The organism is Phenylobacterium sp. (assembly GCF_036502675.1).
Taxonomy (GTDB): Bacteria; Pseudomonadota; Alphaproteobacteria; order Caulobacterales; family Caulobacteraceae; genus Phenylobacterium.
Map to the genome: position 1 here is coordinate 1 of NZ_DASXYF010000109.1, position 25735 is coordinate 25735.

General features: G+C 71.9%; 25 protein-coding genes. 14 read left to right on the forward strand and 11 right to left on the reverse strand.

The features are described 5' to 3' along the window. The 3 genes from VGL30_RS14230 to VGL30_RS14240 all read left to right on the forward strand — a co-directional run. A partial coding sequence (locus VGL30_RS14230; RefSeq protein ID WP_331540668.1) for an SDR family NAD(P)-dependent oxidoreductase occupies nucleotides 1–678 on the forward strand: 678 nt, incomplete at its 5' end. 4 nt (nucleotides 679–682) lie between these two features. Continuing rightward, on the forward strand, nucleotides 683–1207 hold the full coding sequence (locus VGL30_RS14235) for a nuclear transport factor 2 family protein (RefSeq protein WP_331540669.1): 525 nt from the start codon (nucleotides 683–685) through the stop codon (nucleotides 1205–1207). Beyond that, nucleotides 1197–1628: a hypothetical protein gene (locus VGL30_RS14240; protein ID WP_331540670.1), complete on the forward strand. Its 432-nt coding sequence runs from the start codon at nucleotides 1197–1199 to the stop codon at nucleotides 1626–1628. Before VGL30_RS14235 ends, VGL30_RS14240 begins: the two co-directional genes overlap by 11 nt. 15 nt (nucleotides 1629–1643) lie before the next feature. On the opposite strand, the gene VGL30_RS14245 is transcribed toward VGL30_RS14240, so the two are convergent. The 5 genes from VGL30_RS14245 to VGL30_RS14265 all read right to left on the reverse strand — a co-directional run bounded on the left by VGL30_RS14245 (nucleotide 1644) and on the right by VGL30_RS14265 (nucleotide 7062). Continuing rightward, complete coding sequence (locus tag VGL30_RS14245) at nucleotides 1644–2510, reverse strand: isocitrate lyase/PEP mutase family protein (protein ID WP_331540671.1); 867 nt, start codon at nucleotides 2508–2510, stop codon at nucleotides 1644–1646. Nucleotides 2511–2525: 15 nt separating this feature from the next. Next, nucleotides 2526–3386, reverse strand: coding sequence for a hypothetical protein (locus VGL30_RS14250; RefSeq protein WP_331540672.1), 861 nt, complete (start codon nucleotides 3384–3386; stop codon nucleotides 2526–2528). A 20-nt stretch (nucleotides 3387–3406) separates the two neighbouring features. Further along, nucleotides 3407–4189: a class II aldolase/adducin family protein gene (locus VGL30_RS14255; protein ID WP_331540673.1), complete on the reverse strand. Its 783-nt coding sequence runs from the start codon at nucleotides 4187–4189 to the stop codon at nucleotides 3407–3409. Nucleotides 4190–4326: 137 nt separating this feature from the next. Continuing rightward, nucleotides 4327–6174 carry an acyclic terpene utilization AtuA family protein gene (locus tag VGL30_RS14260; RefSeq protein WP_331540674.1) on the reverse strand — a complete coding sequence of 616 codons (1848 nt, stop codon included), beginning with the start codon at nucleotides 6172–6174 and terminating at the stop codon, nucleotides 4327–4329. A gap of 45 nt (nucleotides 6175–6219) precedes the next feature. Further along, nucleotides 6220–7062 (reverse strand): Coq4 family protein, encoded by an 843-nt coding sequence (locus VGL30_RS14265; RefSeq protein ID WP_331540675.1) that lies wholly within the window; start codon nucleotides 7060–7062, stop codon nucleotides 6220–6222. A gap of 240 nt (nucleotides 7063–7302) precedes the next feature. Here VGL30_RS14265 and VGL30_RS14270 point away from each other — a divergent pair, with 240 nt between their 5' ends. Genes VGL30_RS14270 through VGL30_RS14285 form a run of 4 tightly spaced genes read left to right on the forward strand, consistent with a single transcriptional unit; the run spans nucleotide 7303 to nucleotide 11754 of the window. After that, nucleotides 7303–8256 (forward strand): LysR family transcriptional regulator, encoded by a 954-nt coding sequence (locus VGL30_RS14270; RefSeq protein WP_331540676.1) that lies wholly within the window; start codon nucleotides 7303–7305, stop codon nucleotides 8254–8256. Further along, on the forward strand, nucleotides 8253–9368 hold the full coding sequence (locus VGL30_RS14275) for an acyl-CoA dehydrogenase family protein (RefSeq protein ID WP_331540677.1): 1116 nt from the start codon (nucleotides 8253–8255) through the stop codon (nucleotides 9366–9368). The genes VGL30_RS14270 and VGL30_RS14275 overlap by 4 nt, the downstream gene beginning before the upstream one ends. A 14-nt stretch (nucleotides 9369–9382) precedes the next feature. Then, nucleotides 9383–10609 carry an acyl-CoA dehydrogenase family protein gene (locus VGL30_RS14280; protein ID WP_331540678.1) on the forward strand — a complete coding sequence of 409 codons (1227 nt, stop codon included), beginning with the start codon at nucleotides 9383–9385 and terminating at the stop codon, nucleotides 10607–10609. Between the two features lie 26 nt (nucleotides 10610–10635). Further along, the gene (locus VGL30_RS14285; RefSeq protein ID WP_331540679.1) at nucleotides 10636–11754 is read left to right on the forward strand and encodes a CaiB/BaiF CoA-transferase family protein; all 1119 of its coding nucleotides are present in this window, start codon (nucleotides 10636–10638) and stop codon (nucleotides 11752–11754) included. 181 nt (nucleotides 11755–11935) lie between these two features. Here the strand turns inward: VGL30_RS14285 and VGL30_RS14290 are convergent, their stop codons facing one another. From VGL30_RS14290 to VGL30_RS14315, 6 genes are all read right to left on the reverse strand, one after another. Further along, nucleotides 11936–12805, reverse strand: a complete 870-nt coding sequence (locus tag VGL30_RS14290; protein WP_331540680.1) for a CoA ester lyase — start codon at nucleotides 12803–12805, stop codon at nucleotides 11936–11938. A 94-nt stretch (nucleotides 12806–12899) separates the two neighbouring features. Beyond that, entirely contained in the window at nucleotides 12900–14099 is a 1200-nt protein-coding gene (locus VGL30_RS14295; protein WP_331540681.1) for a cytochrome P450, read from the reverse strand. Between the two features lie 84 nt (nucleotides 14100–14183). After that, on the reverse strand, nucleotides 14184–15791 hold the full coding sequence (locus VGL30_RS14300; protein WP_331540682.1) for a GMC family oxidoreductase: 1608 nt from the start codon (nucleotides 15789–15791) through the stop codon (nucleotides 14184–14186). An 8-nt stretch (nucleotides 15792–15799) separates the two neighbouring features. After that, nucleotides 15800–16336: a VOC family protein gene (locus VGL30_RS14305; RefSeq protein WP_331540683.1), complete on the reverse strand. Its 537-nt coding sequence runs from the start codon at nucleotides 16334–16336 to the stop codon at nucleotides 15800–15802. Then, nucleotides 16330–17493, reverse strand: coding sequence for an acyl-CoA dehydrogenase (locus tag VGL30_RS14310; protein WP_331540684.1), 1164 nt, complete (start codon nucleotides 17491–17493; stop codon nucleotides 16330–16332). Before VGL30_RS14310 ends, VGL30_RS14305 begins: the two co-directional genes overlap by 7 nt. 11 nt (nucleotides 17494–17504) lie before the next feature. After that, nucleotides 17505–18716 (reverse strand): acyl-CoA dehydrogenase family protein, encoded by a 1212-nt coding sequence (locus VGL30_RS14315; protein ID WP_331540685.1) that lies wholly within the window; start codon nucleotides 18714–18716, stop codon nucleotides 17505–17507. A gap of 266 nt (nucleotides 18717–18982) precedes the next feature. Here VGL30_RS14315 and VGL30_RS14320 point away from each other — a divergent pair, with 266 nt between their 5' ends. The 7 genes from VGL30_RS14320 (at nucleotide 18983) to VGL30_RS14350 (ending at nucleotide 25702) form a co-directional block, all read left to right on the forward strand. Beyond that, nucleotides 18983–19864 (forward strand): FadR/GntR family transcriptional regulator, encoded by an 882-nt coding sequence (locus VGL30_RS14320; RefSeq protein ID WP_331540686.1) that lies wholly within the window; start codon nucleotides 18983–18985, stop codon nucleotides 19862–19864. Between the two features lie 8 nt (nucleotides 19865–19872). Next, nucleotides 19873–20730: a phosphatidylglycerol lysyltransferase domain-containing protein gene (locus VGL30_RS14325; protein ID WP_331540687.1), complete on the forward strand. Its 858-nt coding sequence runs from the start codon at nucleotides 19873–19875 to the stop codon at nucleotides 20728–20730. Between the two features lie 68 nt (nucleotides 20731–20798). Continuing rightward, nucleotides 20799–21278: a nuclear transport factor 2 family protein gene (locus tag VGL30_RS14330; protein ID WP_331540688.1), complete on the forward strand. Its 480-nt coding sequence runs from the start codon at nucleotides 20799–20801 to the stop codon at nucleotides 21276–21278. Nucleotides 21279–21468: 190 nt separating this feature from the next. Beyond that, nucleotides 21469–22248, forward strand: a complete 780-nt coding sequence (locus VGL30_RS14335) for a TIGR03084 family metal-binding protein (protein ID WP_331540689.1) — start codon at nucleotides 21469–21471, stop codon at nucleotides 22246–22248. Between the two features lie 4 nt (nucleotides 22249–22252). Beyond that, nucleotides 22253–23281 (forward strand): aldo/keto reductase, encoded by a 1029-nt coding sequence (locus VGL30_RS14340; protein WP_331540690.1) that lies wholly within the window; start codon nucleotides 22253–22255, stop codon nucleotides 23279–23281. A 4-nt stretch (nucleotides 23282–23285) separates the two neighbouring features. Continuing rightward, the gene (locus VGL30_RS14345) at nucleotides 23286–24893 is read left to right on the forward strand and encodes an AMP-binding protein (protein ID WP_331540691.1); all 1608 of its coding nucleotides are present in this window, start codon (nucleotides 23286–23288) and stop codon (nucleotides 24891–24893) included. Next, nucleotides 24890–25702, forward strand: a complete 813-nt coding sequence (locus VGL30_RS14350) for an enoyl-CoA hydratase-related protein (protein WP_331540692.1) — start codon at nucleotides 24890–24892, stop codon at nucleotides 25700–25702. The genes VGL30_RS14345 and VGL30_RS14350 overlap by 4 nt, the downstream gene beginning before the upstream one ends. The last annotated feature ends 33 nt before the right edge of the window (nucleotides 25703–25735 follow it).

Genomic DNA, 25735 nt, shown 5'->3' on the forward strand with positions numbered 1-25735 from the left:
GCCACCGCCAAGGCCGTGCGCGACGCCGGCGGCAAGGCGATCGGGATCGGGGCCGACATCGCCTCCGAGGCCGGGGTGAAGGCGATGATCGCCACCACCGTCGAGGCGTTCGGCGGCCTGGATGTGCTGGTCAACAACGCCAACGCCACCGACCCCAAGGTGGGCCGCGGCGACTCCATCGGCCTCGTCAACCTCACCGCCGAGGTGTGGGACGCCTACATGGCGGTTAACGCCCGGGGCGCGATGTTCTGCTGCAAGCACGCCATCCCGGAACTGCTCAAGCGCGGCGGCGGCTCGATCGTCAACATCGTCTCGGTGGCGGGCATGAAGGGCGGCTTCGCGCTGGCGGCCTACGGCGCCTCGAAGGCGGCGCTGGCCTCGCTGACCCGCCACATCGCCGTCGCCTACGGCAAGCAGAACATCCGCTGCAACGCCATCGCGCCCGGCACCACCGTGCACGAGCGCCTGAGGGCCAAGTCGGCCGCCTCGGTGTTCGACACCTCGACCGTGCTGATCAACCGGATGGGCGAGCCCGACGACATCGCCTACGCCGTGGCCTACCTGGCCTCGGACGAGGCCGGCAACATCACCGGCCAGGTGCTGGCGGTGGACGGCGGCGGCACCGTCGGCAAGATCACCGCCCCGCTGCTGCAGGTCGATCAGCAGGCGGCGGAGTAGGATGATGGCCGCCTCGCCCGATCCCGCCGCCCCGGCGGCCGCGCAGAAGCCCTCCCGCATCGACCTGGTGAACGCCTGGTTCAAGGCCCACCTCGATTCCGAGGCGGGCGTGGCCTGCGTCACCGAGGACATGGTCTTCAACATGCCGCCGTCCTGCGGGCGCGCCCTGACCATGGGCCTGCCCTGGGCGGGCCGCGACAGCCTTCGGCGCCTGGGGATCCTGGACCGGGCGCTCTATGAGACCTACGGCCAGGCCAGCACCATGAACCTGCACTTCACCATCGAAGAGGGCGACTATGTGATGATGCAGTTCGACTCCAGGTTCGGCGCCTGGAACGGCCGCCAGTACCACAACTACTACGTCATGACGATCCGCTTCGAGGGCGACGAGATCGCCGAGGTCTGGGACGTGACCGACACCGCCTACCTCGAGGAGACCATCCTCGACACCCCCGAGTCGCGCGCCGGCTACGACGAACGCGTCGCCCGCATGCGCGCCGAGATGAAGGCGCCGTCCGATGTCTGGTGACGCGACGCCCTCCACCCGCGACCTCGCCCGCCGCTGGCTCGCCGCCGTGCGCCGCGGCGGCTGCGCGGGCGCCGAGGCCCTGGCCCTGACGGGACCGGACTTCCGCCTGCACCTGCCCCGCGCCCTGTCGCCGGTGGTGGCCGGCGCCGGCCTCGACATCCCCCGCGAGCGCCTCGCCGGGATCGACACCGCCGTCCGCGGCGTCTTCGACGTCGACCGCTGCCAGGTGGCGCGCAAGAGCTACGACATCTTCCAGGGCGACAAGGGCGGGATGCAGGCCGAGCTCGCCCTGCGCACCCCGGGCGGCAAGGCCTTCGAGATCGTCCTCGCCATCACCTTCGCCCGGGCCGGCGACACGCTCTCCGCCGTCTGGGTGCACGCCGACACCGCCGAGGTCATGCACCGGCTGGCGGCGGCCTGAAGCTCCTTCCAGACCCTACCCCTTGCGCGCCTCGGCCCACATTTCGGCGATCCGCAGGTAGTCGGCGTCGCGGATCAGTTCGTCCATCAGCCCCTGGCCGCCCCGGCGCGGCATGCCGAGGAACTCGCCGCCCGTCCAGTCGACCTTGCCGGTCTCCTTCAGCTCCTGCAGCATCTCCCAGGTCTTCATCAGCACCCCGCGCAGCACCATGCCGGCGCTGACGTTGATCTTCAGCCTGGTGGTCTCATAGACCGCCCGCGGATGGTTCATGTCCATCACCGGGACGGGGATCTCCCCGCAGATGCGCGCCAGGTCCTCGCGCGGCATGCGGCAGACGAACACGGCGTCGGCGCCGGCCTCGGCATAGGCGATCCCGCGCGCGATGGTTTCCTCCACCGGGCCCTTGTTGAAGGCGTTGTCGGTGCGGGCGATGATCACGAAATCCGCGTCCCGCCGCGCGTCCGCCGCCGCCTTCAGCCGGCCCTGCATCTCCTTCACCGGAACCAGCCGGTCGTCCTGGTAGAGGTGCTTGGGGTTGCGGGTGTCCTCGATGTGGATCGCCGCGGCGCCGGCGCGCTCGAAGTCGCGCACCGTGCGGTAGGTGTTGAGCGCCGTCTCGCCGCCCTGGTCGGCGTCGCAGATCAGCGGGATCTCCACCACGTCGCAGATCCGCCGGGCGTGCTCGGCCATCTCCGTCGGATAGATCAGCCCATGGTCCGGTATGGCGCTGTGCATGACGCCCATGGCGTGGCCGCCGATATAGACCGCCTCGAAGCCGGCCACCTCGGCCATGCGCGCCAGGCCGGCGCTGAGCGCCTCGGGCGCGAGGATCTGCTCCGGTCCGGCGAGAAGCTCGCGGAACCGGCGGCGGGCTGCGGACACGGGCGTCTCCTCGGGTCAGGCGTTGATCGCGGCGCGCGGCGGCGCCTCGTCCAGCGCCTCCGCCCAGAAGGCCGAGGCCGCGCCGGTGTCGATGTCCTCGGCCGCCGCCAGGCCCAGCCGCGTGCGCGCCATCTCCGGCGAGAGCTTCAGCACGTCCTCGTACTTCAGCGAGAAGATCGGCCCCGAGGCGATCCCGAACCTGCGCGCCCGGGTGAGGCTCTGCAGCAGGGTCATGGTCACCTGCGGATAGTGCAGGACGGTGCGCGGCATGTAGCGCAGGGCCGCCAGCATGTGGAACACCGCCAGTTCCCCGGCCAGGTCCGCCCCCAGGTGCTCGAACAGGTTGGCCAGGCGGACGAAGTGGGTGGTCGACTCGCCGAAGTGGTCGAAGCTCGCCCCGGCGACGATGTGCTCCAGCCAGCGGGTCTGGGCGCGGCGCAGCAGCACGTAGTCGTAAGGGCCCTTCGCCTCCCGCGCCGGGACCAGCTTCGCGCCATGGGCGCCGGCGGCGATCCGGCTCCCCAGGACCCTGCCCACCGAGCCCGCGGGGCAGGCCGCCAGGTCGTCCAGGGTGAAGGTCGAGACGAAGCCTTCGGACATCCAGGCGTCGAAGGCCGCATTGGTCCTGCGCTCCTCGGCGATCAGCCCCTCGATCCTCCCGCGGCTCTGCACCCGGCCCAGGATCCGCGCCAGGTCGACCGTCTCGGTCTCGGGCGGGTCGTCGGCGCCGTTGCGGCGCAGCATGATGTAGGCCGTCCAGTCGCGCAGCTCGGCGTCGTTCAGGTATTCCGACGAGCTGATCAGCACGCTGGAGTCGGTGACCATCCGGGTGACGCCCCGCATCAGGTAGGGGACGTCGTCTTCCGCTTCATCCATGGCCGGTCCTGGCGCATTCGTCAGACGTCATAGCCGGGCAGGGTCCGGTTCAGCCGGCGCAGGTAGGCCGGCCAGGCCAGTTCCGTGCCTTCCCGGCCCATCTTCCCGCCCTTGAACTGCTCGCGCCTCATGTCGATGGCGGCCTGGGGCACGTTGCGCACCCCGCCGCGGCCGACGCTCAGCGCCATGATCTGCTGGCGGCAGGCCGTCTCCAGGATCACCATCCGCGACCAGGCCTCGGCCGGCGTCGGGCCCACGGCCAGGGCGCCGTGGTGGCGCAGCAGCATCACCGTCTTGTCGCCCAGGTCGGCCACCAGCCGCTCCCGCTCGCCCAGGTTCAGGGCCACGCCCTCGAAGTCGTGGTAGGCCAGCCGCTCAAGGCTGATCGCCCCGAACTGGGTGATCGGCAGCAGCCCCTCGGTCTGCGAGGCGACCGCGACGCCTGCGTCCGTGTGCAGATGGATGACGCAGGCGGCGTCCGGCCGCGACATGTGGATCGCCGAGTGGATCACGAAGCGGGCGGGGTTCACCTTGTATGGCGTCTCGCGCACGATGTCGCCGTCGAGGTCGATCTTCACCAGCGACGAGGCGGTGATCTCCTCGAAGAACCAGCCGAAGGGGTTGATCAGGAAGTGGTGCTCCGGCCCGGGCGCGCGCACCGAGATGTGGGTGGCCACGCCGGAATCCCACCCGTTCAGGGCCGTCAGCCGGTAGAGCGCCGCCAGGTCGACCCGCAGGCGCCACTCCTCGTCGCTCACCAGCCCCTTCAGGGAAGCGGCCGCCAACTGCCCGCCGTCCGCCATGAACATCCTCCGGGGCGATGCTTCCGGCATGGTCGCGCCGGCGGACGAGGGCGTCAATCTCGCAGGGAACCGGCCAGCTTTGCTGTTCCGCAGCTCCCACACCCCTCGACGTCCTGGCCGGGCCTGTCCCGGCCACCTCAGGCCACCCCTTCGTAGGCCCGGGCCGCCTCGATCTCGCGGACGCGCGCCTCCACCTCGCGGGCGATGGCGGGCGAGACGGGGATCATCCGGCTGAGCAGCTGCTGGCCCAGGCCCTTGCCGGGGGAGTCGAAGCGCAGGTTGGAGGCCAAGCCGCCGCCCATGGCCTCGCGCACGACGAAGTTCAGCGCGTTGATCCCCGGGGCGTACTGCCGCTCCACCTGCCGCCCGGCGCCCTCGTTGAAGACGTGGCCGTACTGCTCGGCCACCGCCTCCGGCGTCAGCGCCGCGGCGATATAGGGCAGGTACTCCGGCTTGCGGGCGATCACCGCCACGTTGAACAGGTCGCCCTTGTCGCCGCTGCGCGCCCAGGCCAGGCCGATCAGCGGCACCGGCGTCCGGGCGTCGGCGGGCGCCGGCGGCACGGGCGGGTCGGGGACCAGCTCAGGGCGGAAGCCGCCGTCGGTGGGCGCCGTCGCGGGCTTGCGGCCCTCGGGCGTCACCACCTCCAGCGGCGCCTTGGACTTCTCCAGCAGGAAGCAGGCCAGGCGCTGCATCGGCACGGCCGCCTGCTGCATGGGCATGGTGGCGCCCACCAGCGTGGTGATCAGGGTCGCGCACTCCTCGGCGAAGATGTCCACCGCCGCCTTCTCGCGATGTTCGCCGGCCACGCGGCAGACCACCTCGCGCGCCTGGCGCGAGGCCGCGGCGGCCTTGTCGCCATAGGCCGCCTCCGAGCCCACGATCTCGATCCGGGTGCGCGTCCAGTCGCCCAGGTTGCGCTGGCGGAACAGCTCCCGGGTGCGGTTGACCAGGGCGGCGGCCAGCCGCTCGGCCTTGGCCGCCGCCTCCAGCCCCACCACCGGATAGGCGGTCACCGCCTTCCAGCCCAGGTCGTAGGTCATGCAGACCTTGTAGGTGGAGGTCCTGGGCAGGCCGCGCGCGCCCGACAGCGACACCCGGTCGGGCCCGACCTGGGCGATCTTCACCTGCGAGAAGTCGCAGACCACGTCGGGCACGAAATAGGCGCCAGGGTTCGACACCTCGTAGAGCAGTTGCTCGGAGACGGTGCCCACCGACACCAGCCCGCCGCTGTTCTCCGGCTTGCCGAACACCATGGAGCCGTCGGCCTTGCAGGCCCCGATCGGGAAGCCGAGGTTCGCCCAGTCCGACACGTCGCGCCAGTCGGTGAAGGCGCCGCCCGAGACCTGGGTCGAGCACTCCAGCAGGTGGCCGGCCAGCGTGCCCGCGGCCAGCAGGTCGTAGTCGTCGGGGCCCCAGCCGAACTCGTGGATCAGGGCCCCCAGGGTCGGGGCGCTGTCCACCGCCCGGCCGCAGACCACGATGTCGGCGCCGTCGTCCAGCGCCTGGGCGATGGGGAAGCCGCCGGTGTAGGCGGTGATGCTCAGCACCGTGTCGGCCTCGGCCATCAGGTCGGCGATCGGCTTTGCGGAGTACATCTCCTTCAGGCCCAGGCCCTTCAGCTCCTCGGCCCGCGCCGTCAGGTTGTCGCCCTCGACGGCGGCCACCTTCAGCGACAGCCCCAGTTGCTTCACCTTGGCCCGCAGCGCCTCGGCGCATGTCCCGGGCGCCAGGCCGCCGGCGTTGGTGACGATCCTGATTCCCCGCTCGGCGATCTCCTTCAGGTAGGGCCCCACCTGCAGGTCCACGAAGCGCCTGGCCCAGCCGGCCTGCGGATCGGCGCGCATTTGACGCGAAAGGCCGCCCATCACCGATTCCGAAAGGCTGTCGAACACCAGGTAGTCGAGCCCGTCCCTCGCGCCCAGCAGCTGCGGCACGCTGTGCGCGCTGTCGCCGAAGAAGGCCGCCGCGCCGCCGATCCGCACCGTCCGATCCGTGATGCCGGCCTCCCTTGTCCCGCCCCCGGCGCGTCAGCCCGGCGCGATCCCGTCGAAGATCCGCGAGGTCGCGGCCGTGTCCACGTCCTCCGCGCCGACGACGCCCAGCGCCTTGCGCGCCTCGTCCAGCGGCAGGTGGAAGGCGCTTTCGAAGTCGGCCATCAGCAGGCACCCGGAGTTCAGCCCGATGCTGAACCCGCGCTGCATCAGGTCCAGCACCGTCAGCCAGGTGGCCGGATAGTGCAGCGCCGAACGGAACGCCATGCGCAGGCCGCCGAACACGTGGACGGGGAACAGCTCCGAGGCCAGCTCCTGCGACATGTGCGCGTGCAGGTTGCTCATCCGCAGGAAGAACGGCAGCAGCTCGCCCAGGGTGTCGAAGCCGCCGCCGGTGAGGATGTGGTCGAAGTCGTGGATCTGGCCCGACCGGAACAGCATATATTCCCGGTCGTCGCCCATGTCCGGGAACGTCCAGCCGAGGTTCAGCTGGAAGCCGTTGTCCACGACATGGCGGTGATAGACGCCACCGAGGGTCCCGGGCGCGTACCGGGCGAAATCCTCCAAGGTGTGGCGGCAGATCGGCTTGCGCTCCAGCCAGGCGCGGAACTTGTCGTTCGTCGCCTTCTCCGCGGCGATCAGCCGGTCGAGCCTGTCGTCGTCGCGGATCTTCGCCAACGCCGGGATCAGTCCGTTGGACGTGTCGCTGGCGCTGGGCAGGTCGGGCCCGTTCCTGCGCAGGAACTGGGTGGCGATCCACTCGCGGATCGCCGGCTCGTTCAGGTACTTCGACGAGGAGACCAGCACGCTGGAGTCGGTCTGCACCGGGCGGACGCCACCCAGGAAGTACGAGAAGTCCTGCAGGGTCGCGTCGCTCATGCCGTCCTCCACCCCACGGCGCCACGCTTCTGCGGGTCGCGGCCGAAAGCTACCGCGCAATGGCGCAGGGCGCCAACGCCTGCCGGCCCACGGCGGCGTTTACCCGCGCCGGGCTTGCGCCTAGGCTTGCAGCCCACAGCGCACGGAACGTGCAGCGGGGAGGAGGCCGCCATGGCCGATATCGTCGACGCCGCCGGCCGCCGGCCCGGCCTCAGCGCCGTGCACACGGCCGGCGCGTAGATGGACGACGCGGGCCGCCCGGCCGACGAGGGGCGCACCGGCGGCGGGACGCCGGGGCTGCACCGGCGCAACGCCATCATCCGCCACCTGCCCTACTTCTTGGCGGTCGCCGAGCAGGAGCACTTCCAGCGCGCCGCCGAGCGCCTCAACATGACCCAGCCGGCGCTGTCCCGGCGGATCCAGGATATGGAGGCCGAGCTGGGGGTGGCGCTGTTCGAGCGCCAGCGCCGCGGGGTGCGCCTGACCACCGCCGGCCGCATGCTGCGCGAGGACGCCGCCCGGATCATGAACGCCATGGACGGAGCCATCCACCGGCTGCACGCGCTCAGCCGCACGGGGCGGCTGCACCTGCGCCTGGCGTTCAACGACTCCGCCCTGCGCAACGCCGTCATCACCGAGGCCGTGGAGCACCTCCGCCAGGACTATCCGCAGATCGAGCTCGAGTTGATGCCGATGCTCACCGAGGCCCAGCTCGCCGCCCTGCAGCGGCGCGAGCTCGACGCCTGCTTCCTCTACGACTTCGGCTTCCCCCACCTCGGCCTCAACGTGCTGCGCATCGCCGCCGAGACCCTGGTGCTGGCCGTGGCCGAGAACCACCGCCTCGCGCGCCTGCCGGAGGTGCGCCTGCGCGACCTGGCCGACGAGCCGATGAGCTGGCCGTCGCGCACCGCCGGCGCGCGCCTGCACGAGCGGATGGCCGCCGCCTGGGCTGCGGCCGGCGTCACCCCGCACATCATGATGGAGGTGCTGACCGCGGAGACCACGCTCAACCTCGCCGCCAACAACATGGCGGTGGGCTTCACCTCCAGCGCCGTGCAGCCGCCCCCCGGCGTCGTGCTGCTGCCGGTCGCGGACTTCAACGTCGAGCTGGACCTCAGCCTCGTCTGGCACCCCGACAACGACCAGCCCGCCTTCCGCCGGCTGGTCGAGCTGATCCGCCGCAGCGCGCCATGAACTTCGACTATTCCGACGACCAGAAGGCGCTGAAGGACGAGGCGCGCCGCTTCCTGGCCGCCCGCTCGCCGGTCTCCGTGGTGCGCGGCGTGCTCGACGATCCCGCCAGGTCCTGCGACGAGGCCCTCTGGAAGGCGGTGGCCGGCCAGGGCTGGTGCGGCGCGGCGATCCCGGAGCGATACGGCGGCCTGGGGATCGGCCACATCGAGCTCTGCGCCCTGGCCGAGGAGCTCGGCCGGGCGCTGGCCCCGATCCCCTTCGCCTCCACCGTCTATGTCCTGGCCGAAGCCCTGATGCTGGCGGGCTCGGAGGCGCAGAAGGCCGAGCGCCTGCCGGCCGTCGCCGCGGGCGGGCTGATCGGCGCCCTGGCGGTCTCCGAGGGCCCCGGCCGCCTGGAGCCGGGCGGCGTCAAGGCGACCGTCGCGGCCGGCCGGCTGACGGGCGAGAAGCTGCCGGTCACCGACGGCGACGTGGCCGACCTCGCCGTCGTGCTGGCGGAGGAGGACGGCGAACCCGGCCTGTTCCTGGTGGACCTGAGAACCCCGGAGGTGGTCCGCGAGACCGTCTCCACCCTCGACCCGACCCGCAGCGCCGCCCGGGTGATCTTCACCGGCGCACGGTGCGAGCGCCTGGGCGAGCCCGGCCGGGGCTTCGCGCTGCTGGAGCGGATACTCGACCGCGCCGCCGTCCTGCTGGCCTTCGAGCAGCTGGGCGGCGCCGACCGCTGCCTGGAGATGGCCCGCGACTACGCCCTGCAGCGCTACGCCTTCGGCCGCCCGATCGGCTCCTACCAGGCGATCAAGCACAAGCTGGCCGACGTCTATGTGAAGAACGAGGCCGCCCGCGCCAACGCCTACTACGGCGCCTGGGCGCTGCAGGCCGATGCGCCAGAACTGCCGGTGGCCGCCGCCGCCGCCCGCATCGCCGCGTCGGACGCCTACTGGCTCGCCTCGAAGGAGAACATCCAGACCCACGGCGGCGTCGGCTTCACCTGGGCGGCCGACTGCCACCTGTTCTACCGCCGCTCGCGCCAGCTTTCGCTGGTGGCCGGCGCCCCCCGCATCTGGAAGGCGCGCCTCGCCGAGCGCCTCGAGCGCCGCAGCGCCGCCTGAAGACGGAGCGCACGATGGACTTCGAAGACACGCCCGAAGAGGGCAAGTACCGCGCCCAGGTCCGCGCCTGGATCGCCGCCAACGCGCCGGACGTCGACGCCATCCCCCCGGGCGAGCGCCGCTACGGCGAGCCGCGGCACAAGGCCACGGCCCGCGCGTGGCAGGCCGCCAAGGCCGCCGCCGGCTACGCCTGCATTGACTGGCCCGAGGCCTGGGGCGGCCTGGGCGGCACGCCGATCCAGCAGGCGATCTTCAACCAGGAGGAGGTCCGCGCCGGCGCCTCGTTCTCCTACTTCATGACCGGCCTCAACATGCTGCTGCCGGCGCTGCTGCAGTTCGCCGACAAGCAGACCACCGACCGCCTGGTCCCCCCCGCCATGCGAGGCGAGGAGATCTGGTGCCAGTTGTTCTCCGAGCCCTCCAACGGCTCCGACGCCGCCGCCGCCCGCTGCCGCGCGGTGAGGGACGGCGGCGACTGGGTAATCGACGGCCAGAAGGTGTGGAACAGCGCCGCCCACTACGCCGACTACGGCCTCTTGCTCGCCCGCACCGACCCGGACGCGCCCAAGCACAAGGGGCTGACCATGTTCTGGCTGCGCATGGATACGCCCGGCGTCGAGGTGCGTCCGATCCACCAGATGTCCGGCGGCGCGGACTTCAACGAGGTGTTCCTCACCGACGTGCGCATCCCCGACAGCCAGCGCGTCGGTGACGTGGGCCAGGGCTGGAAGGTCACCGTCAACACCCTGATGAACGAGCGCGCGGCGCTGGGCGGCGGCTCCGGCCTGTCCTGGCGCGACATCGAGAGGGTGGCCCGCGCCACCCCCGGCGTCGACCGGGCGGTCCTGCGGGACCCGGCCTTCCGCGAGCGCCTGGCCGACTGGTACGTCACCGCTGAGGCCATCCGCCTGCTCTCCCTGCGCACCCTGACCACCCTCTCCAAGGGCGGCGTGCCGGGCCCGGAAAGCTCCGCCGGCAAGCTCCTGTGGTCCAGCCAGACCCAGGACCTCTCCAACCAGGCGGTGGAGATCCAGGACGAGTTCGGCGTCGTCGACGACCCGGCCTACGCCCTGGACGGCGCGGCCTTCCAGCACCGGCTGCTGTTCTCGCCGGGCCTGCGCCTGGGCGGCGGGACCGACGAGATCCTGCGCAACATCATCGCCGAGCGCGTCCTGGGCCTGCCCGGCGACGTGCGCCTCGACAAGGACGTCCCCTTCCGCGACGTGCCCACGGGACGGTGAACACCGCGGTGCAAAGGAACAGCGATATGACCCTCAAGCCGCTGTCGGGCGTCCGGGTTCTGGACTTCACCGCCTTTCCGCCCGGCGGGTACTGCACGATCATGTTGGCGGACCTGGGCGCGGAGATCATCCGGGTGGAGCCTCCGGCCCGGCGCGGGACCCCCAGCCTGGTGGTCGGGCAGGTGGCGCTGAGCCGGGGCAAGCGGTCCATGACGCTCGACATGCGCCACCCGGCCGCCGCCGGGATCCTGAAGCGGCTCGCGCCCGCGATCGACGTGGTGGTGGAGAACGCCAAGCCGGGCGCCATGGAGGCGCGGGGCTTCGGCTACAGCCAGGCGCGAGCCGAAAACCCCAGGATCATCTGGTGCGCCATCACCGGATTCGGCCAGTCGGGGCCCTATGCCGACCAGCCGGGCCACGATCTCTCCTACATGGCGCACTCCGGGCTGCTCGCGGCGCTCGCGCCTGACCTGCCCTGGCACCCCGGCGTCCAGATCGCCGTGCCGAACGGCGCGGTCATGGCGGTGGTGGGCGTCCAGGCGGCGCTCCTGCAGCGGGCCCGCTCCGGCGAAGGCTGCCTGGTCGACATCAGCCTTTCGGAATGCGCGACCTGGACGCTGTCGGGCGGGATCAATCCGCTGTCGGAAAAGCCGATGGTCATCGCCGCCTCGCCGGACCGCAGGCTCTACGCCTGCTCGGACGGACGCCATGTCGCCGTCGCCTCGGCGGAGCCGCGCACCTGGGCGGCGCTGTGCGAGGCCCTGGAGACGCCGCAGATCGCGGCGAAGCTGCATGACCGGGCCGAAGCCGCGTCCACCACCGAGACGTTGGCGAAGATATTCCTGACGCGCCCTGCCGCAGAGTGGGTCGAACGCCTCGGGCCGAGCGGCGCGGCGGTCACGCTGGTGAACCATGCGAAGTGGTTGCTCGACGACCCCCACATCCAGGCCCGCGGCTCGATCGTCGAATCCGCGGGCGTTCCTGTGCCGGCCAACCCGATCCGGCTCGCCACCCCTGACGGAAGCCGGACCGCCACCGCCGCCGCCGCGCCCCACCTCGTGGGCGAGGACACCGAAGACGTGCTGGCCTCCGCGGGCTTTTCCCAGGCGGAGATCGAGGACCTACGGGGCGCCGGCGTCGTTTGAACCAGCCGGGCGACCCATGAACACCAGATGGCGCAGGAAGGTCCGCGGAGGGGGCCCGGACAAACCCGGCCGTGACGTCGTCTGTTGAATCAATAGGTTGATCGAGCGCCGACTCTACCGTTCCGGGAAAACCGGCGGCATGCCTCGGCGGGCACGCGCGGGTTGAGGACCGCTCGGCGGACTACTGGCCCTCGGCCTGGGCGAGGAGCCGGCGGGCCAGCTTCAGGTGGGGAGCGTCGAGCATCTTGCCGTCGAGGGCCAGCGTGCCGGCCCCGGGATTGGCCGCGAACAGGTCGACCACCGCCTGCGCGTGGGCCAGCTCGGCGCCGGACGGGGTGAACACCTCGTTGATCACCGCCACCTGGGCCGGATGGATGGCCATCATGCCGGTGAAGCCTTCCTGCCGCCCACGAACGGCGTAGGCGCGCAGGCCCTCGAGGTCGCGGAAGGCCGGATAGACCGTCTCGATCGGCGCCACCTCGGCCGCCGCCGCGCCCGCCAGGCAGACGGTGCGGGCGAAGCGGCAGAGGTCGGTGTAGCCGCCGTCCGCCCAGCGGCTGGTCGCGGCGCCCACCGCGGCCGGCAGATCCTCCGCCCCCCAGGTCAGGCCGGCGAGGCGGGAGCTGGAGCCCGCGTAGGAGCCCAGCGCGAACACCGACTTCGGCGTCTCGGTGGCGATGGGCAGGATGGCGATGGGCCGGCCCGACAGTCCGGCCGCCGCCTCCAGGGCGCCGAGGTAGTGGTCGAGCCGGGCGACGTCGGCGGCGGAGTCCGGCTTGGGCAGCAGGACCCCGTCGGGCGCGGCCGCCACCACCGCGACCAGGTCGTCGAGCGCGGCGGGGGTGTTCAGCGGGTTGATCCGCACCCACAGGGCCGGGCTGCGCGGGCGCGGGCGCCGCTGCAGGAAGGCGGCGGTGAGCCGGCGGGCCTCGGGCCTGTTGGTCTCGGCGACGGAGTCCTCCAGGTCGAGGATCACCGCGTCGGCGCCGGACCCCGCGGCCTTCTCCATCTTGGACGGCGAGTCGCCCGGGGCGAACAGCAGGCTGCGCATGATCAGAGGGCCTCGTGAAGCAAAGTGGTGCGGTGCAGGCGGTGGACGACGGCCTCGCCTGCCGCGAACCGGTCGCAGGCGCGTCCCGCCACGCTCAACCCCGCCTGCGGAAGGTGAGCGGCAGGGTCTCGACGCCGGCGATGACGCCGGTGGGCTTCATCTCGATGGGGCCGTCGACGGCCACGTCGGCGAGCCGGTCGGTCAGCAGCTTCAGCGCCACCTCCATCTCGGTGCGCGCCAGCATGTGGCCCAGGCAATGGTGGTTGCCGAAGCCGAAGAACACGGTCTGCTGCGGGTCGCGGCCGATGATGAACCGGTCGGGATCCTGGAACTTCCTCGGGTCGCGGCCGGCGGCGCTCATGTTGGGCACGATCACGTCGTCGGACTGGAACCGGTGGCCGCCCATCTCGAAGGGCTCCAGCGCCACCTTCACCTGGCGCGGGGTGGCCGGATAGAGCCGCATGGCCTCGTTGACCGCCGGTGCGATCAGCGCGTTGTCCTGATGCACCCGCTCCCAGTCGCCGGCCTCGATCACCGCGCGGACCAGGCCGGTGGTCTGGTAGCGGGTGGTGTCGTGGCCGGCCAGCAGCACATTGGCCACCGACCAGGTAAGCTCCAGCGGCGTCAGCGCGCCGTCCTCGTCGCTGGCCCGGATCAGGTCGGAGATGTAGTCCTCGCCGGGGCGGGCGCGCTTCTCGGCGATCAGCTTCTCGCCGTAGGCCTTCAGGGTGGCGAGCGCCGCGTCGAGCCGGGGCAGCCAGGGGGTGAGCGGCGCCTGGCCCAACAGCCTCAGCTCCACCGTCGCCTGGTCGAAGGTCAGCACGTCTTCCGGCGCGATGCCCACGAAGCAGGAGACCGCGCGAATGGTGAACTGGTGCGAGAAGTCGGCCACCAGGTTGCAGCGTCCGCGGTCGATGAACCGGGCGATCAGCGCCTCGCCGATGGCGCGGACCGGTTCGCGGATGTGGTCGAAGCCCCGGCCCATGAAGGCGCGCACCGAGACCTTGCGCACCCGGTCGTGCTGCTCGGGGTCGAACATGTTGAAGTTGCCCTGGGTGATGAACTCCTTGACCAGCGGCGAGGCGCCCATCTTCTCGAAGTAGCGGCCATTGCGGTTGCCGAGCCGCCGGTCGCGGAAGCAGGCCTGCACCAGCTCGTAGTCCAGCACCTCGACGCCGAAGTCGCCTTGCGCCAGCAGGGGCCGGTCGTCTCCGCGGCCGACCACCGAATTGGGGTCGCTGATGAACTCGGCGGTCTGGGTGTGCACCACCGGCAAGGTCGAACCACCGTCCACGTCGCTTCCTCCGTCCGGCGCGGCGCGCCCGCGCCAAGCCGCGCCTTTCGCTTGCCCAAGCCTATATCGGCGTGCGGCCGGACGCTACGCGCCGCCGATCATCGCGGCGGCCTTCTCGGCGATCATCATCACCGGGGCGCCGAGGTTGCCGTTGACCAGCTCGGGCATGATCGAGGCGTCGGCGACCCGCAGGCCCGGGAGGCCGTGGACGCGCAGCTGCGGGTCCACCACCGAGCTCGCGCCGTCGGGGCCCATCCGGCAGGTGCCCGCCACGTGGAAGTGGTTGCTGGCCAGGCGGCGGATGCTGGCGGCGATCTCGGCGCGGGTGCGCGCCTCGGGCCCCGGGCGGATCTCGCGGCTGATCACCTCGGCCAGCGCCGGCCGGGCGGCGATGTCGCGCAGTCGCTCGGTCCCCGAGACCAGCGCCTCCAGGTCGGAAGGCTCGCTGAGGTAGCGCGGCTCGATCACCGGCGCCTCGCGCGGGTCGGCGGAGCGCAGCGTCACGAACCCGCGGCTCGCCGGCCGGCCCTGGTTCACGAAGAAGGAGAAGCCGTGCTGGCTAGGCAGCAGCGCCCTCAGGCCCCGGCCCAGCAGACCCACCATCACCGGCGGCGAGAACAGCTGCAGGTCCGGGTGGGCCAGGGCCTGGTCGCTGCGGAAGAAGCCGCCGACGGGCGACGAGCCCTCCGAAAGGAAACCCGTATGGTCCGCCAGGTAGCGCATCGCCTCCAGCCCGCCGGTGAAGGGGTTGAGGTAGCGGTAGCCGGTGATCGGCGCGCAGGTGGCCCAGGCCAGCTTGTAAGCTAGGTGGTTCTGGTAGTTGCGGCCCACCTGCGGCTGGTCGAGGACCACCGGCACGCCCAGCGCCCGCAGGTGGTCGCCCGGACCGATCCCGGACAGCATCAGCAGCTTGGCCGAGTTGATCGCGCCCGCGCACAGGATCACCTCGCCCGTGGCGTGGGCGGTCTGCATCACCCCGTCGAGGGCAAAGGCCACGCCGCTCGCCCGGCCGTTTTCGGTCAGCACCCGGGCGGCCTGCGCGCCGGCGATGACCGTCGGGCCAGCAACGCCGTCGCTGCGGCGCAGGAAGGCCGCGGCGGAACTGACCCGCCGGCCGTTGGAGATGGTGAAGTCGTACCAGCCGAAGCCGCCGTCGCCGGGCCGGGCGAAATCCTCCACCCGCGGGTAGCCGGCCTGGTCCGCCGCCTGAAGGATACGTTCGCAGATCCCCAGGCTGGAGCGGCCCTTGGTGACCGCCAGCGGGCCGGATCCGCCGTGCCAGGCGTCCTCACCCCGCTCGTTGGCCTCGGAGCAGCGGAAGTAGGGCAGCAGGTCCGCAAAGCCCCAGCCCGCGCAGCCGGCGTCGCGCCAGGCGTCGTAGTCGTGCGGGAAGCCACGGGTGTAGACCATGCCGTTGATCGAGCTGCCGCCCCCCAGCACGCGCCCCTGCGAGAGGTAGAGGCGCCGGCCGCCAAGTTCCGGCTGCGGCTCGCTCTCATAGCTCCAGTTGAACCGCCTGGCCGCCGCGCCGAAGGCGCTGGCGCCGGGGATGGACAGCAGCGGCGAGCGGTCCCGCGGCCCCGCCTCCAGCAGCAGCACCTTGCGGCCCTGCTCGGCCAGCCGCGCCGCCAGCACGCAGCCCGCGGCCCCGGCGCCGACGACGATGTGGTCGAACTCCAGCGCCCCCGCCATGCCCGCGCTCAGGCGAGCGCCGCGGCGAACGGGCGGACCGGGTCGCAGCCGTCCCAGTCACGGGCGGCCCGGGCGATGCCGGCGTAGAAAGCGTCGCGCTCAGGCGTCAGCTCGCTCATCTCCAGGGCGAGGTCGGGCTGCTCGGGGTGCAGCAGGTAGACGAACCGGCCCCAGGGCGTGGTTCCCCCCTGCTCCGGCGCATAGCCGTCGGCCAGGGCGGCGGCCAGCAGGCCATCGTAGTCCGTAGGCCAGACGGCCACATGCTGCTGCAATTCGTGGGCGAAGGGCCGGGCCATCCAGTCCCGGTACATCGACGGCGTGTCGCAGAACGGCTGCACCAGCTCGAATTGTATGTCGCCGGAGACGGCCAGCGCTGCGCCCAGCCGCAGCGGGCAAGGGCCGCCCCGGTAGTAGCTCCCCTCGATGGGCGAGCCGTCCGCAAAGAACCAGGGGCCGACGCCCAGGCGCTCGACCCAGTTGGCCATGGAGGCGTGGATGTCGCGCGTCACATAGGCGACCTGGCGGATCTTCCCGGGCTTCAGCATGGGCGAGCTCCTTCCAACTCTTTTCCTCCCACGTCCCGCGTTTGAGACAGCTCTTCCGCCGCCCGGCCCAGCCGCACGAAGCGCTCCAGGTGGGCGGCGTCGGCGCCGTTCAGCAGGGTGAACATGGTCAATCGCTTGAAGTGCTGGCCCACCGGGTACTCCTCGGTGAGGCCGATGCCGCCGTGCAGCTGGATCGACTGGGCGGTGACGTAGCGGCCGGCCTGGGCCACGCGGACCTTGGCGGCGGAGGCCAAGCGCCCGCGCTCCGGCCCGTCGCCGTCGAGGGCGGCCAGCGCCCGCAGGACGATCGAGCGGGCCTGCTCGGTCTCGATGAACATGTCGGCCAGCCGGTGGCGCAGCGCCTGGAAGTCGCCGATCAGGGTCCCGAACTGCCGGCGGGTGTTGAGGTAGCTGCGGGTCATGTCGAACGCCACGTCCATCGCCCCCTCCGCCTCGGCGCAGGCGGCGACCAGCCCGTGGTCGATGGCCCGCTCGACGGCGGCGGCGGCCCCGCCCACCGGGCCCAGCACCGCGTCGGGGGCCAGCTTCACCTCGTCCAGGCGCAGGTTCGAGGCCCCGCGGTTGTCCACCGTCCGGTAGTCCCGGCGGCGCAGACCGGCGGCGTCCGGCGGCACGGCGAAGACGGTCAGTTCGTCGCTGTCGCCGGTGCGGGCGGTGACCAGGAAGACGTCCGCCGCCGGCCCGCCCAGTACGGCGGCCTTGACCCCGGAGAGGCTGTAGCCATCGACGTCCTTCACCGCCCGGGCCTCGACCCAGCGCACGTCGCCGCGGCCCTCGGGCTCGAAGTGCGCCAGCACCGGCCGCGACTGGCCCCACATCAGCGCCTGCAGCCGTTCGTCCTCGGGCGCGAGCGCATGGAACAGTTGCCCGGCCACGGCGGCCACCGGCACGAAGGCTTCCGGCACCAGGCCGCGGCCCAGTTCCTCGGCGATCAGGGCGGTGGAATAGGCGCCGCCGCCCAGGCCGCCGACCGCCTCCGGCAGGCCGGCCGCCAGCCACCCCTGCTCGCCGAACACCGCCCAGATGGCGTCGTCATGGCCCAGGCGCGACGGCACGCGGGCGGCGTGCTCGCGCTCCACGAAGCGACGGACGCTGTCGCGCAGCAGCACCTGCTCGTCGGTCGGGATGAACTGCATCGATTGCATCCTCAGGCCCGCAGCAGCATGTCGGCGATGATGTTGCGCTGGATCTCGTTGGAGCCGCCGTAGATGGTGATCGCCCGGCGGTACATGAATTCCGAGACGACGCCCGGCGCGAAGTCCGGGCCCGGCGCGTCGTTGGGCATCTCGCCCATGTAGTCCGCCTCGGGATAGACCGGCACGGCGTCGTCGCCCAGCGCCTCGACCATCAGCTGCTCCACCTGCTGCAGCAGCTCGCCGCCCCTGACCTTCAGGATCGACGAGGTCGGCACGGCGGAGGTCATGCCGCTCTCCTCCTCCACCAGCACCCGCCAGACCGTGGTCTCGTGCGCCAGGAACTCGATCTCCAGCTGGGCCACGCGGGCCGCGAAGCCCGGGTCCTCGATCAGCGGCCTGCCGCGCAGCCGCGCGGCGCCGGCGATCGCCCGCAGCCGCTCCAGCCCCACCTTGCAGCGCGGTACGTTCGCGGAGAACGAGCGCTCGGCGCCCAGCAGGTGCTTGGCGTAGGTCCAGCCGGCGTTCTCCTCGCCCACCAGGTTCTCGGCCGGGACGCGGACGTCCTCCAGGAACACCTCGTTCAGCGTGTGCGCCTCGTCGATGGTGAGGATCGGCCGGACCGTGATTCCGGGGGTCTTGAGGTCGACCAGCAGGAAGGAGATGCCGGCCTGCGGCTTCACCTCGGTGTTGGTCCGCACCAGCAGGAACAACCAGTCGGCGCTGTGGGCCTCCGAGGTCCAGATCTTCTGGCCGTTGACGACGTAGTGGTCGCCGTCGCGCACCGCCCGGGTGCGCAGGGACGCCAGGTCGGAGCCGGCGTTGGGCTCGGAGAAGCCCTGGGCCCACAGGTGCTCGCCGCTGCGGATCTTCGGGAGGAAGCGGTCCTTCATGGCCTGGGAGGCGAATGCGTAGATCACCGGCCCCACCAGGGTATGGCCCTGGGGCGAGATCTCCGGCGCGCCCATCCGGAAGCTCTCCTCCTCGAAAATGTGCCGTTGGCGGATGCTCCAGCCGGGGCCGCCGTACTCCACCGGCCAATTGGGCGCCGACCAGCCCCTGGCGTGCAGCGCCCTGGTCCACAGCACCACGTCGTCGCGGGTCGGGTGGTAGCCCCGCTGGTTCCGCCGGGCCACGTCCTGCGGGATGTTGGCGGCGATGAAGGCGCGGACCTCCTTGCGAAAGGCCTCGTCCTCGGGGGTATAGAGGCTGACTTCACCTGCCATGCGCGCGCCCCCGCCTGCGGGGTCCTTCAAGCGACGCCTTTGGGGCGCCGGTTTCTTATTCGAGCGTAAAAAGGCGAAGCGGGCCGCCGGGTCAAGGAGCCGCAATCGCCACGGGGCCCCGGAGGCCGCCGCCGCCGGCCGCCTTCCCGCCCGGCGCGCGGCGGGCCATTGAGATGCAGCAATCGCCGCAGCGGGCGCCGGCGAGGCATCGACACGGTCCGGTCGCCGCCTATACTCCCCAAGGAGTGGCTCATCGAGAATCCCGCATGAAGGCGAAGACATCGGGCGGTCGGACCGCCGGGCCGGCGCGCACGGCGAAGGCGGAGACCGCGCCGCGCCGGCTTTCGGCGGTATATGGGGCGGCCGACGCCCTGCGCCGCGACGCCATCGACCGGGAGGACGGCGATCTGCTCGGGGCGGAGGAGGACCTGATCCGCCGCTATCGCGTCAGCCGGCCCACCCTGCGCCAGGCCGCCGCCCTGGTGTGCCAGGAGAACCTGCTGCGGGTGAAGCGCGGCGTCGGCGGCGGCTATTTCGCCAGCCGGCCCGACAGCCGCGCCGTGGCGCACATGGCCGCGGTCTACCTGCGCACCCGCCAGACCCGGGTGAGCGAGGTGATCCGCGCCGTCGAGCCGATCCGCATCGAACTGGCCAAGCTGGCCGCCGCCGGCGACAACGAGGCGGCGCGCGACGAGATGCGCCAGTTCCTCGCCGGCGAGCGCGCCACGCCGGACGCGCAGATGCGCTACCGGGACTTCCTGCGCAGCGAGCGGGAGTTCGGCCGCATCCTGGGCGACATGAGCGGCAACAAGGTGATCTCGCTGTTCCTGCTCATCCTCTACGACTTCTCCGGCATGCTGGGCCGCAACGAGGACCTCTACATCAACCGGCCGCACCGGGTGAGCGAGTACCGCGAGAAGCGCAACCGCCTGGCCGAGGCGCTGATCGAGGGTGATGCGGAGCTGGCGGTGGTGGCCGCCAAGCGCTGCGCCATGAACGCTTCGGAGTGGCTCCTGGAGGACCTGGGCGCCCAGTCCGGCGGCTCCGCCTTCTTGCATCTGGCCGGCGCGCCGCCCGAGGGCGACGGGACCACGGCGCGGCGTCCGGCGAAAGAGCGCAAGGCCGCGGCGAGCCGCGCAGGCGCCTGAGCCCGGCCATGACCTCACGCGCCGGCCGGGCGCTGACGCTCGACGACCGCGGGCGGGTGAACGCGGCGATGCGCGCCTGGGCCACGCCGCTTTCCGAGAGCACCTTCCCCAACCTCTACCTGTTCCGCGAGGTGCACGCCTACCGCCTGGTGGAAACGCCCGGCCTGCCGCATGTCACGGGCGCCGCCTACGACGGCGAGGCGATCGTGATCCCGCTGTTCGACCTCGCCGCCGCCGACGCGGGCGAGGTGCGCGCGCTCCTGGGGGACGGCCGACGGCTCTATCCGGTCCCGGAACACCGCGCCGCGGCGCTGGCCGACCGCTACGCCGCCAGCTGGAACGAGGCGGACTCCGACTATGTCTACGACGCGGCGCGGATGGGCGCCCTGGACGGCCTGAAGTCGCGGCGCCGGCAGGCCGACCGCTTCGAGGCCGCGGCCGCGCCGGCCGTCATCCCGATCGCATCGGCTGCGGAGACGGCGATGGCCGCCGGCGTGCTGGACCGGTGGCTGGCCGACGTGGCCAAGCCCTGGGCCGCCACCGACTACGCCGCCTGCCGCGAGGCGCTGGAGCTACGCGAGGCCCTGGGCCTGTTCGGCCTGCTGGTGCTGGCCCAGGGCGCGCCGGGCGGCTTCGTGCTGGCCAGCGAGGTGGCGCCCGACATGGCGGCCATCCACTTCGCCAAGGGGCTGCGCAGCCTGGACGGGGTGTTCCCCTTCCTGTTCCGGCAGTTCGCCCGCCGCTATCCGCAGTACGCCCTGATCAACTTCGAGCAGGACCTGGGCCACGCGGGCTTCCGCCAGGCCAAGCGCTCCTACGCGCCGGTGCGCCTGCAGCGGAAGTTCAGGCTGCGCCCGCTCGGCTGAGGGCCGCTTCCGGCTGGCCGGAGGGCGCGAAAGACGTATACCAAATCACAAAACAAGGGAGGCTCGCGATGGCGATCGAAGACCGGCTCGATGCGTTGGAAGCGCGGCTGCAGGCGGCGGAGGACCAGCTGGCGATCATCCGCCTGCTGTCCACCTACGGGCCGGCGGTGGACTCCGGCTCCAGCCGCGAGGGCGCGGCGCTCTGGACCGAGGACGGCGTCTACGACGTGGGCGGCATGCGCCGGGCCGAGGGCCATGACGCCATCGCCGCCCTCTACGACTCGCAGGGCCACAGGGAGCTGATCTTCAGGGGTTCGGCGCACCTGACGGCGACGCCGCGGATCACCGTCACCGGCGATACGGCCGAGGCCGTCGGCTATTCCTTCGTCATGCTGCGCAGCCACAAGGGCTGGTACGTCTGGCGGGCCTCGGCCAACCGCTGGACCCTGACGCGCACGCCCGACGGCTGGCGGATCGTCGAGCGCTACAACCGCCCGGTCGACGGTTCCGAGGACTCCCACGCCACCCTGCGGCATGGGGCGAAGTGACCGCCCTCCCCCCTCCTCGCCGGAATCGGCGGGAGAGGGGACCAGCCCCGGGATTGACACCGGCGCCATCCGGAACGATCTGTTCCGGCAACTCAATCAAGACTGCTGAATGACCCCGTCCGCCGAGATGATCCGCGCCCCTGCGCGCCTGCCGCCCGCGCCCCATCCGGGCGCCTAGACCATGCTGGGCGTGGATTTCCTGGCAGAGTGCGAAGCGCTGGACGCCTTCGTGTCCCGGTACGGCGAGGCCGACTTCGCCCGGCGCACTGATTTCTACGGCTGGACCGTGCGCGACGAGGTGATGCACCTTTACTTCCTCGACCTGACGACGCTGAAGGCCATCGAGCAGGAGGCCGATTTCCTCGCCGAGGTGGCCGACATCCGCCGCTGCCAGGCCGCCGGCGGTGAGCTCAGCGACTACATGCGCGAGCGCTACCGGGCGCTGACCCGCGACACGCTGCTGGAAGCCTGGCGCGAGACCTACCGTCGCCTGGCCCAGGTGTTCGCCGCCGCCGACCCCAAGGGCCGCATGAAGTGGTTCGGGCCGGACATGAGCCTGCGTTCCGCCGCCTCCGCGCGGCAGATGGAGGTCTGGGCCCACGGCCAGGACATCTACGACCTGTTCGGAGTCGAGCGGGTCCCGTCCGACCGGGTCCGCAACATCTGCGAGATCGGGGTGCGCACCCAGGGCTGGACGTTCCACAACCGCAAGCTCGACACGCCGGAGGCGCCGACGGTGACCCTGACCGCGCCCTCGGGCGGCCTGTGGCGCTGGAACGAGGGCGGGGCCGAGGCCGTCGAGGGCCCCGCGGCGGATTTCGCCCTGGTGGTGACCCAGCGCCGGCACGTGGACGACACCGCGCTGCGGGTCACCGGCCCGGGCGCCCGCCGCTGGATGGAACTGGCGCAGTGCTTCGCGGGGGCGCCGTCCGACGGTCCCCCCCCCAAACGCGCGCGAACGGAGGCTTGAGACCATGCGCTACAGACGAGTGGGCCGCACCGGCATGCTGGTGTCGGAGCTGTGCCTCGGCACCAACACCTTCGGCGGCGATGGCCCGGTATGGAAGAGCCTGGGCGCCCTGGAGCAGCCGGCGGTGGACGCCGTCGTGGCCAAGGCCGTCGAGGGCGGCATCAACTTCATCGACACCGCGGACATGTACGCCGCCGGCCAGTCGGAGGAGTGCGTCGGCCGCGCGATCCGCAACGTGGGCGTCGACCGCGCGGACGTGGTGATCGCCACCAAGGTCGGCGGCCGGATGGCGCCGGGCGTGAACGGCACGGGCGCATCGCGGGGGCATATGATCCGCGCCCTGGACGCCAGCCTGAAGCGGCTCGCCACCGATTACGTCGACCTCTACATGGTCCACTATTTCGATCCGGCGACGCCGCTCGAGGAGACGCTCAGGACGCTGGACGGCCTGGTGCGGGCGGGGAAGGTCCGCCACATCGGCTGCTCCAACTTCGCCGCCTGGCAGGTGATGAAGGGTTTGCAGGTCTCCGCGCGCGAAGGCCTGGAGCGGTTCGAGGTGATCGAGGCCAATTGGTCGGCGGCCACCCGCGGCCTGGAGCGCGAGGTCGTGCCCATGGCGCTCGACCAGGGGGTCGGCGTCCTGGTCTGGGGCGGCCTGGTGGGCGGCCTGCTCAGCGGCAAGTTCAATCGCGAAGGCGGCGACGCCGGCGTCAGCCGCACGGGCGGAAACACGCCGCCGGTGCTGAACCGGGACCAGGTGTTCGACGTGGTCGACGCCCTGCGCACCGTGGCCGCGCGCCGCGAGGCCAGCGTGGCGCAGACGGCGCTGGCCTGGCTGCTCAGCCACAAGGCGGTGACCAGCGTGCTGTTCGGCGCGCGCAACGCCGAACAGGTCGCCGACAACGTCAAGGCCACCGACGTGGTCCTGCAGGACGACGACATGGCCTTGATCGGCGCCGCCGCCGAGCCGGTGATGGACTACGGCCTCTGGTCGGTGCGCGGCTCGGCCACCGCGCGACTGCAATATGTCTGAGACCATGAACCACCTGCCGCCCGCCTGGCTGCCCGAGACCGTGGGCGCCCGGACGATTCCGCAGGCGGTGGACCGCGCCGCCGCCTGGCGCGGCGACCACCTCGCGGTGGTCGACGAGGACAGGCAGGTCAGCTACCGGGAACTGGCCGCCGAGATGCGCCGCGCCGCCGCCGCCCTGGTGCGGGCGGGGCTCAAGCCCGGCGACCGGGCGGCGGTCTGGGCGCACAACAGCCTGGACTGGGTGCTGGCCTGCCTGGGCGTCCAGGCGGCGGGCGGCGTCACCGTGCCGCTCAACACCCGCTTCAAGGGCGGCGAGGCGCAGTACGCCGTCAACAAGAGCGGCGCGAAGTTCCTGATCCACGCCAGCCGCTTCCTGGGCGTCGAGTACGGCGCGATGCTGGACAGCCTGGATACGCCCACCCTCGAACGGAAGATCTCCGTTCCCACCGCCGAGGCGCCCGACGCCGAATGGGAGTCGTTCCTGGCCTGGGGCGCCGCCGACCCGGCCAGCGTCGCCGAGGTCGAGCGTCGGCTGGCGGCCCTCGGTCCCGACGACATCGCCGACATCATGTTCACCTCGGGCACCACCGGCGCGCCCAAGGGCGTGGTGGCCAACCACGGCCAGAACGTGAAGGTCGGCCTGGCCTGGATCGGCGCCACGACGCTCTGCGACGAGGACCGCTTCCTGCTGATCTGGCCGTTCTTCCACTGCGCCGGCTACAAGGCCGGCTGGCTCGCCAGCATCCTGGCCGGCTCGACGCTCTATCCGGAGCCGACGCTGGAGGTCGACCGGCTGATCGCCCGCGTGGTCCGCGAGAAGATCACCGTCCTGCCGGGCCCGCCAACCCTCTTCCAGGCCCTGCTCGCCTCGCCGGAGGGCCGCAGCGGCGTCTTCCGCGACCTGCTGCGCCTGACGGTGACGGGGGCCACCATGGTGGCGCCGGCGCTGATCGAAGCCATGCGCGACGACCTCGGCCTGCAGAAGGTGTTCACCGGCTACGGCCTGACGGAGTCCTGCGGCACGGTGACCATGACCGCCGCCGACGACCCGCCGGAGATCGTCGTCAGCTCGCCCGGCAAGGCGGTGCCCGACGTCGAGATGCGCTGCATGGACGAAGCGGGCCGGCTGCTGCCGATCGGCGAGGAGGGCGAGATCGTCGTCCGCGGCTACAACGTCATGCAGGGCTACTACCAGGACCCCGCCGCCACCGCCGAGGTGATCGACGCCGACGGCTGGCTGCACACCGGCGACCTGGGAACCGTCGACGCCAAAGGCTACCTGCGGATCACCGGGCGTAAGAAGGACATCTTCATCATCGGCGGCTTCAACTGCTATCCCGCCGAGATCGAGCAGATCGTCCAGGGTCACCCCTCGGTAGCCGAGGTCGCCGTAGTGGGCATGCCCGACGAGCGGATGGGCGAGGTGGGCAAGGCCTTCGTGGTGCGCGATCCCGCCGGCCCGCCGATCGACCACGCGGGGCTGATCGCCTGGTGCCGCGAGAACATGGCCAACTACAAGGTCCCGCGGGAGGTGGTGTTCGTCGACGCGCTGCCGCGCACGGCCACCGGCAAGCTGCAGAAATTCCGGCTGACGGACGGGGAGTTCGGATGACCGACAGCGCCGACAGCACGGAGCTCCTCGAGAGCCTCGAGGACGGGGTCCTGACGCTCACCCTCAATCGTCCCCACGACCTCAATGCGCTGAACACCGCCCTGATGCGCCGGCTGAACGAGGCCGTGCAGCGCGCCGCCCACAACGGCGAGGTGGGCTGCGTGGTGCTGACCGGCGCCGGCCGCGCCTTCTGCGCCGGCGGCGACATGAAGGCCGCCTCCAAGGCCCGCGCCGACGCCGTGGCCGCCAAGGCCGAAACGCCGAAGCCCGAAACCCCCAGACGGCCGCCGCAGACGCTGGAGGCCCGGATCGCCTGGTTGCGCCGGTCGATGGAGGCCGCGCGCCTGCTGCACGAGATGCCCAAGCCCACCATCGCCATGGTCAACGGCCCGTGCGCCGGGGCGGGGATGAGCCTGGCCGGCGCCTGCGACCTGCGCTTCGCGGGCCAGTCCGCCCGCTTCACCACCGCCTTCGCCAAGGCCGGCATCTCCGGCGACTACGGCGGCAGCTGGTTCTGGACCCGCATCCTGGGGACCGCCAGGGCCCGCGAGCTCTACTTCCTCAACGAGAAGATCGAGGCGGCCGACGCGCTGGCGGCCGGCATCGTCTCAGCCGTCCACCCGGACGGTCAGCTGGCGGAGAAGACCATGGAGGTCGCCCGGCGCCTCGCCGCCGGCTCGGCCGCCACCTACGGCTACATGAAGCGCAGCCTGAACGCCGCCGAGAGCGGGCGCCTGGAGGAGGTGTTCGACATGGAGGCGGTCAACACCGTGCTCTCCCGCCAGGCCTGGGTCGCCGCGCGTTCCTAGACGCCGGCCCCGGCGTCGCCTAAAGAGCTTACT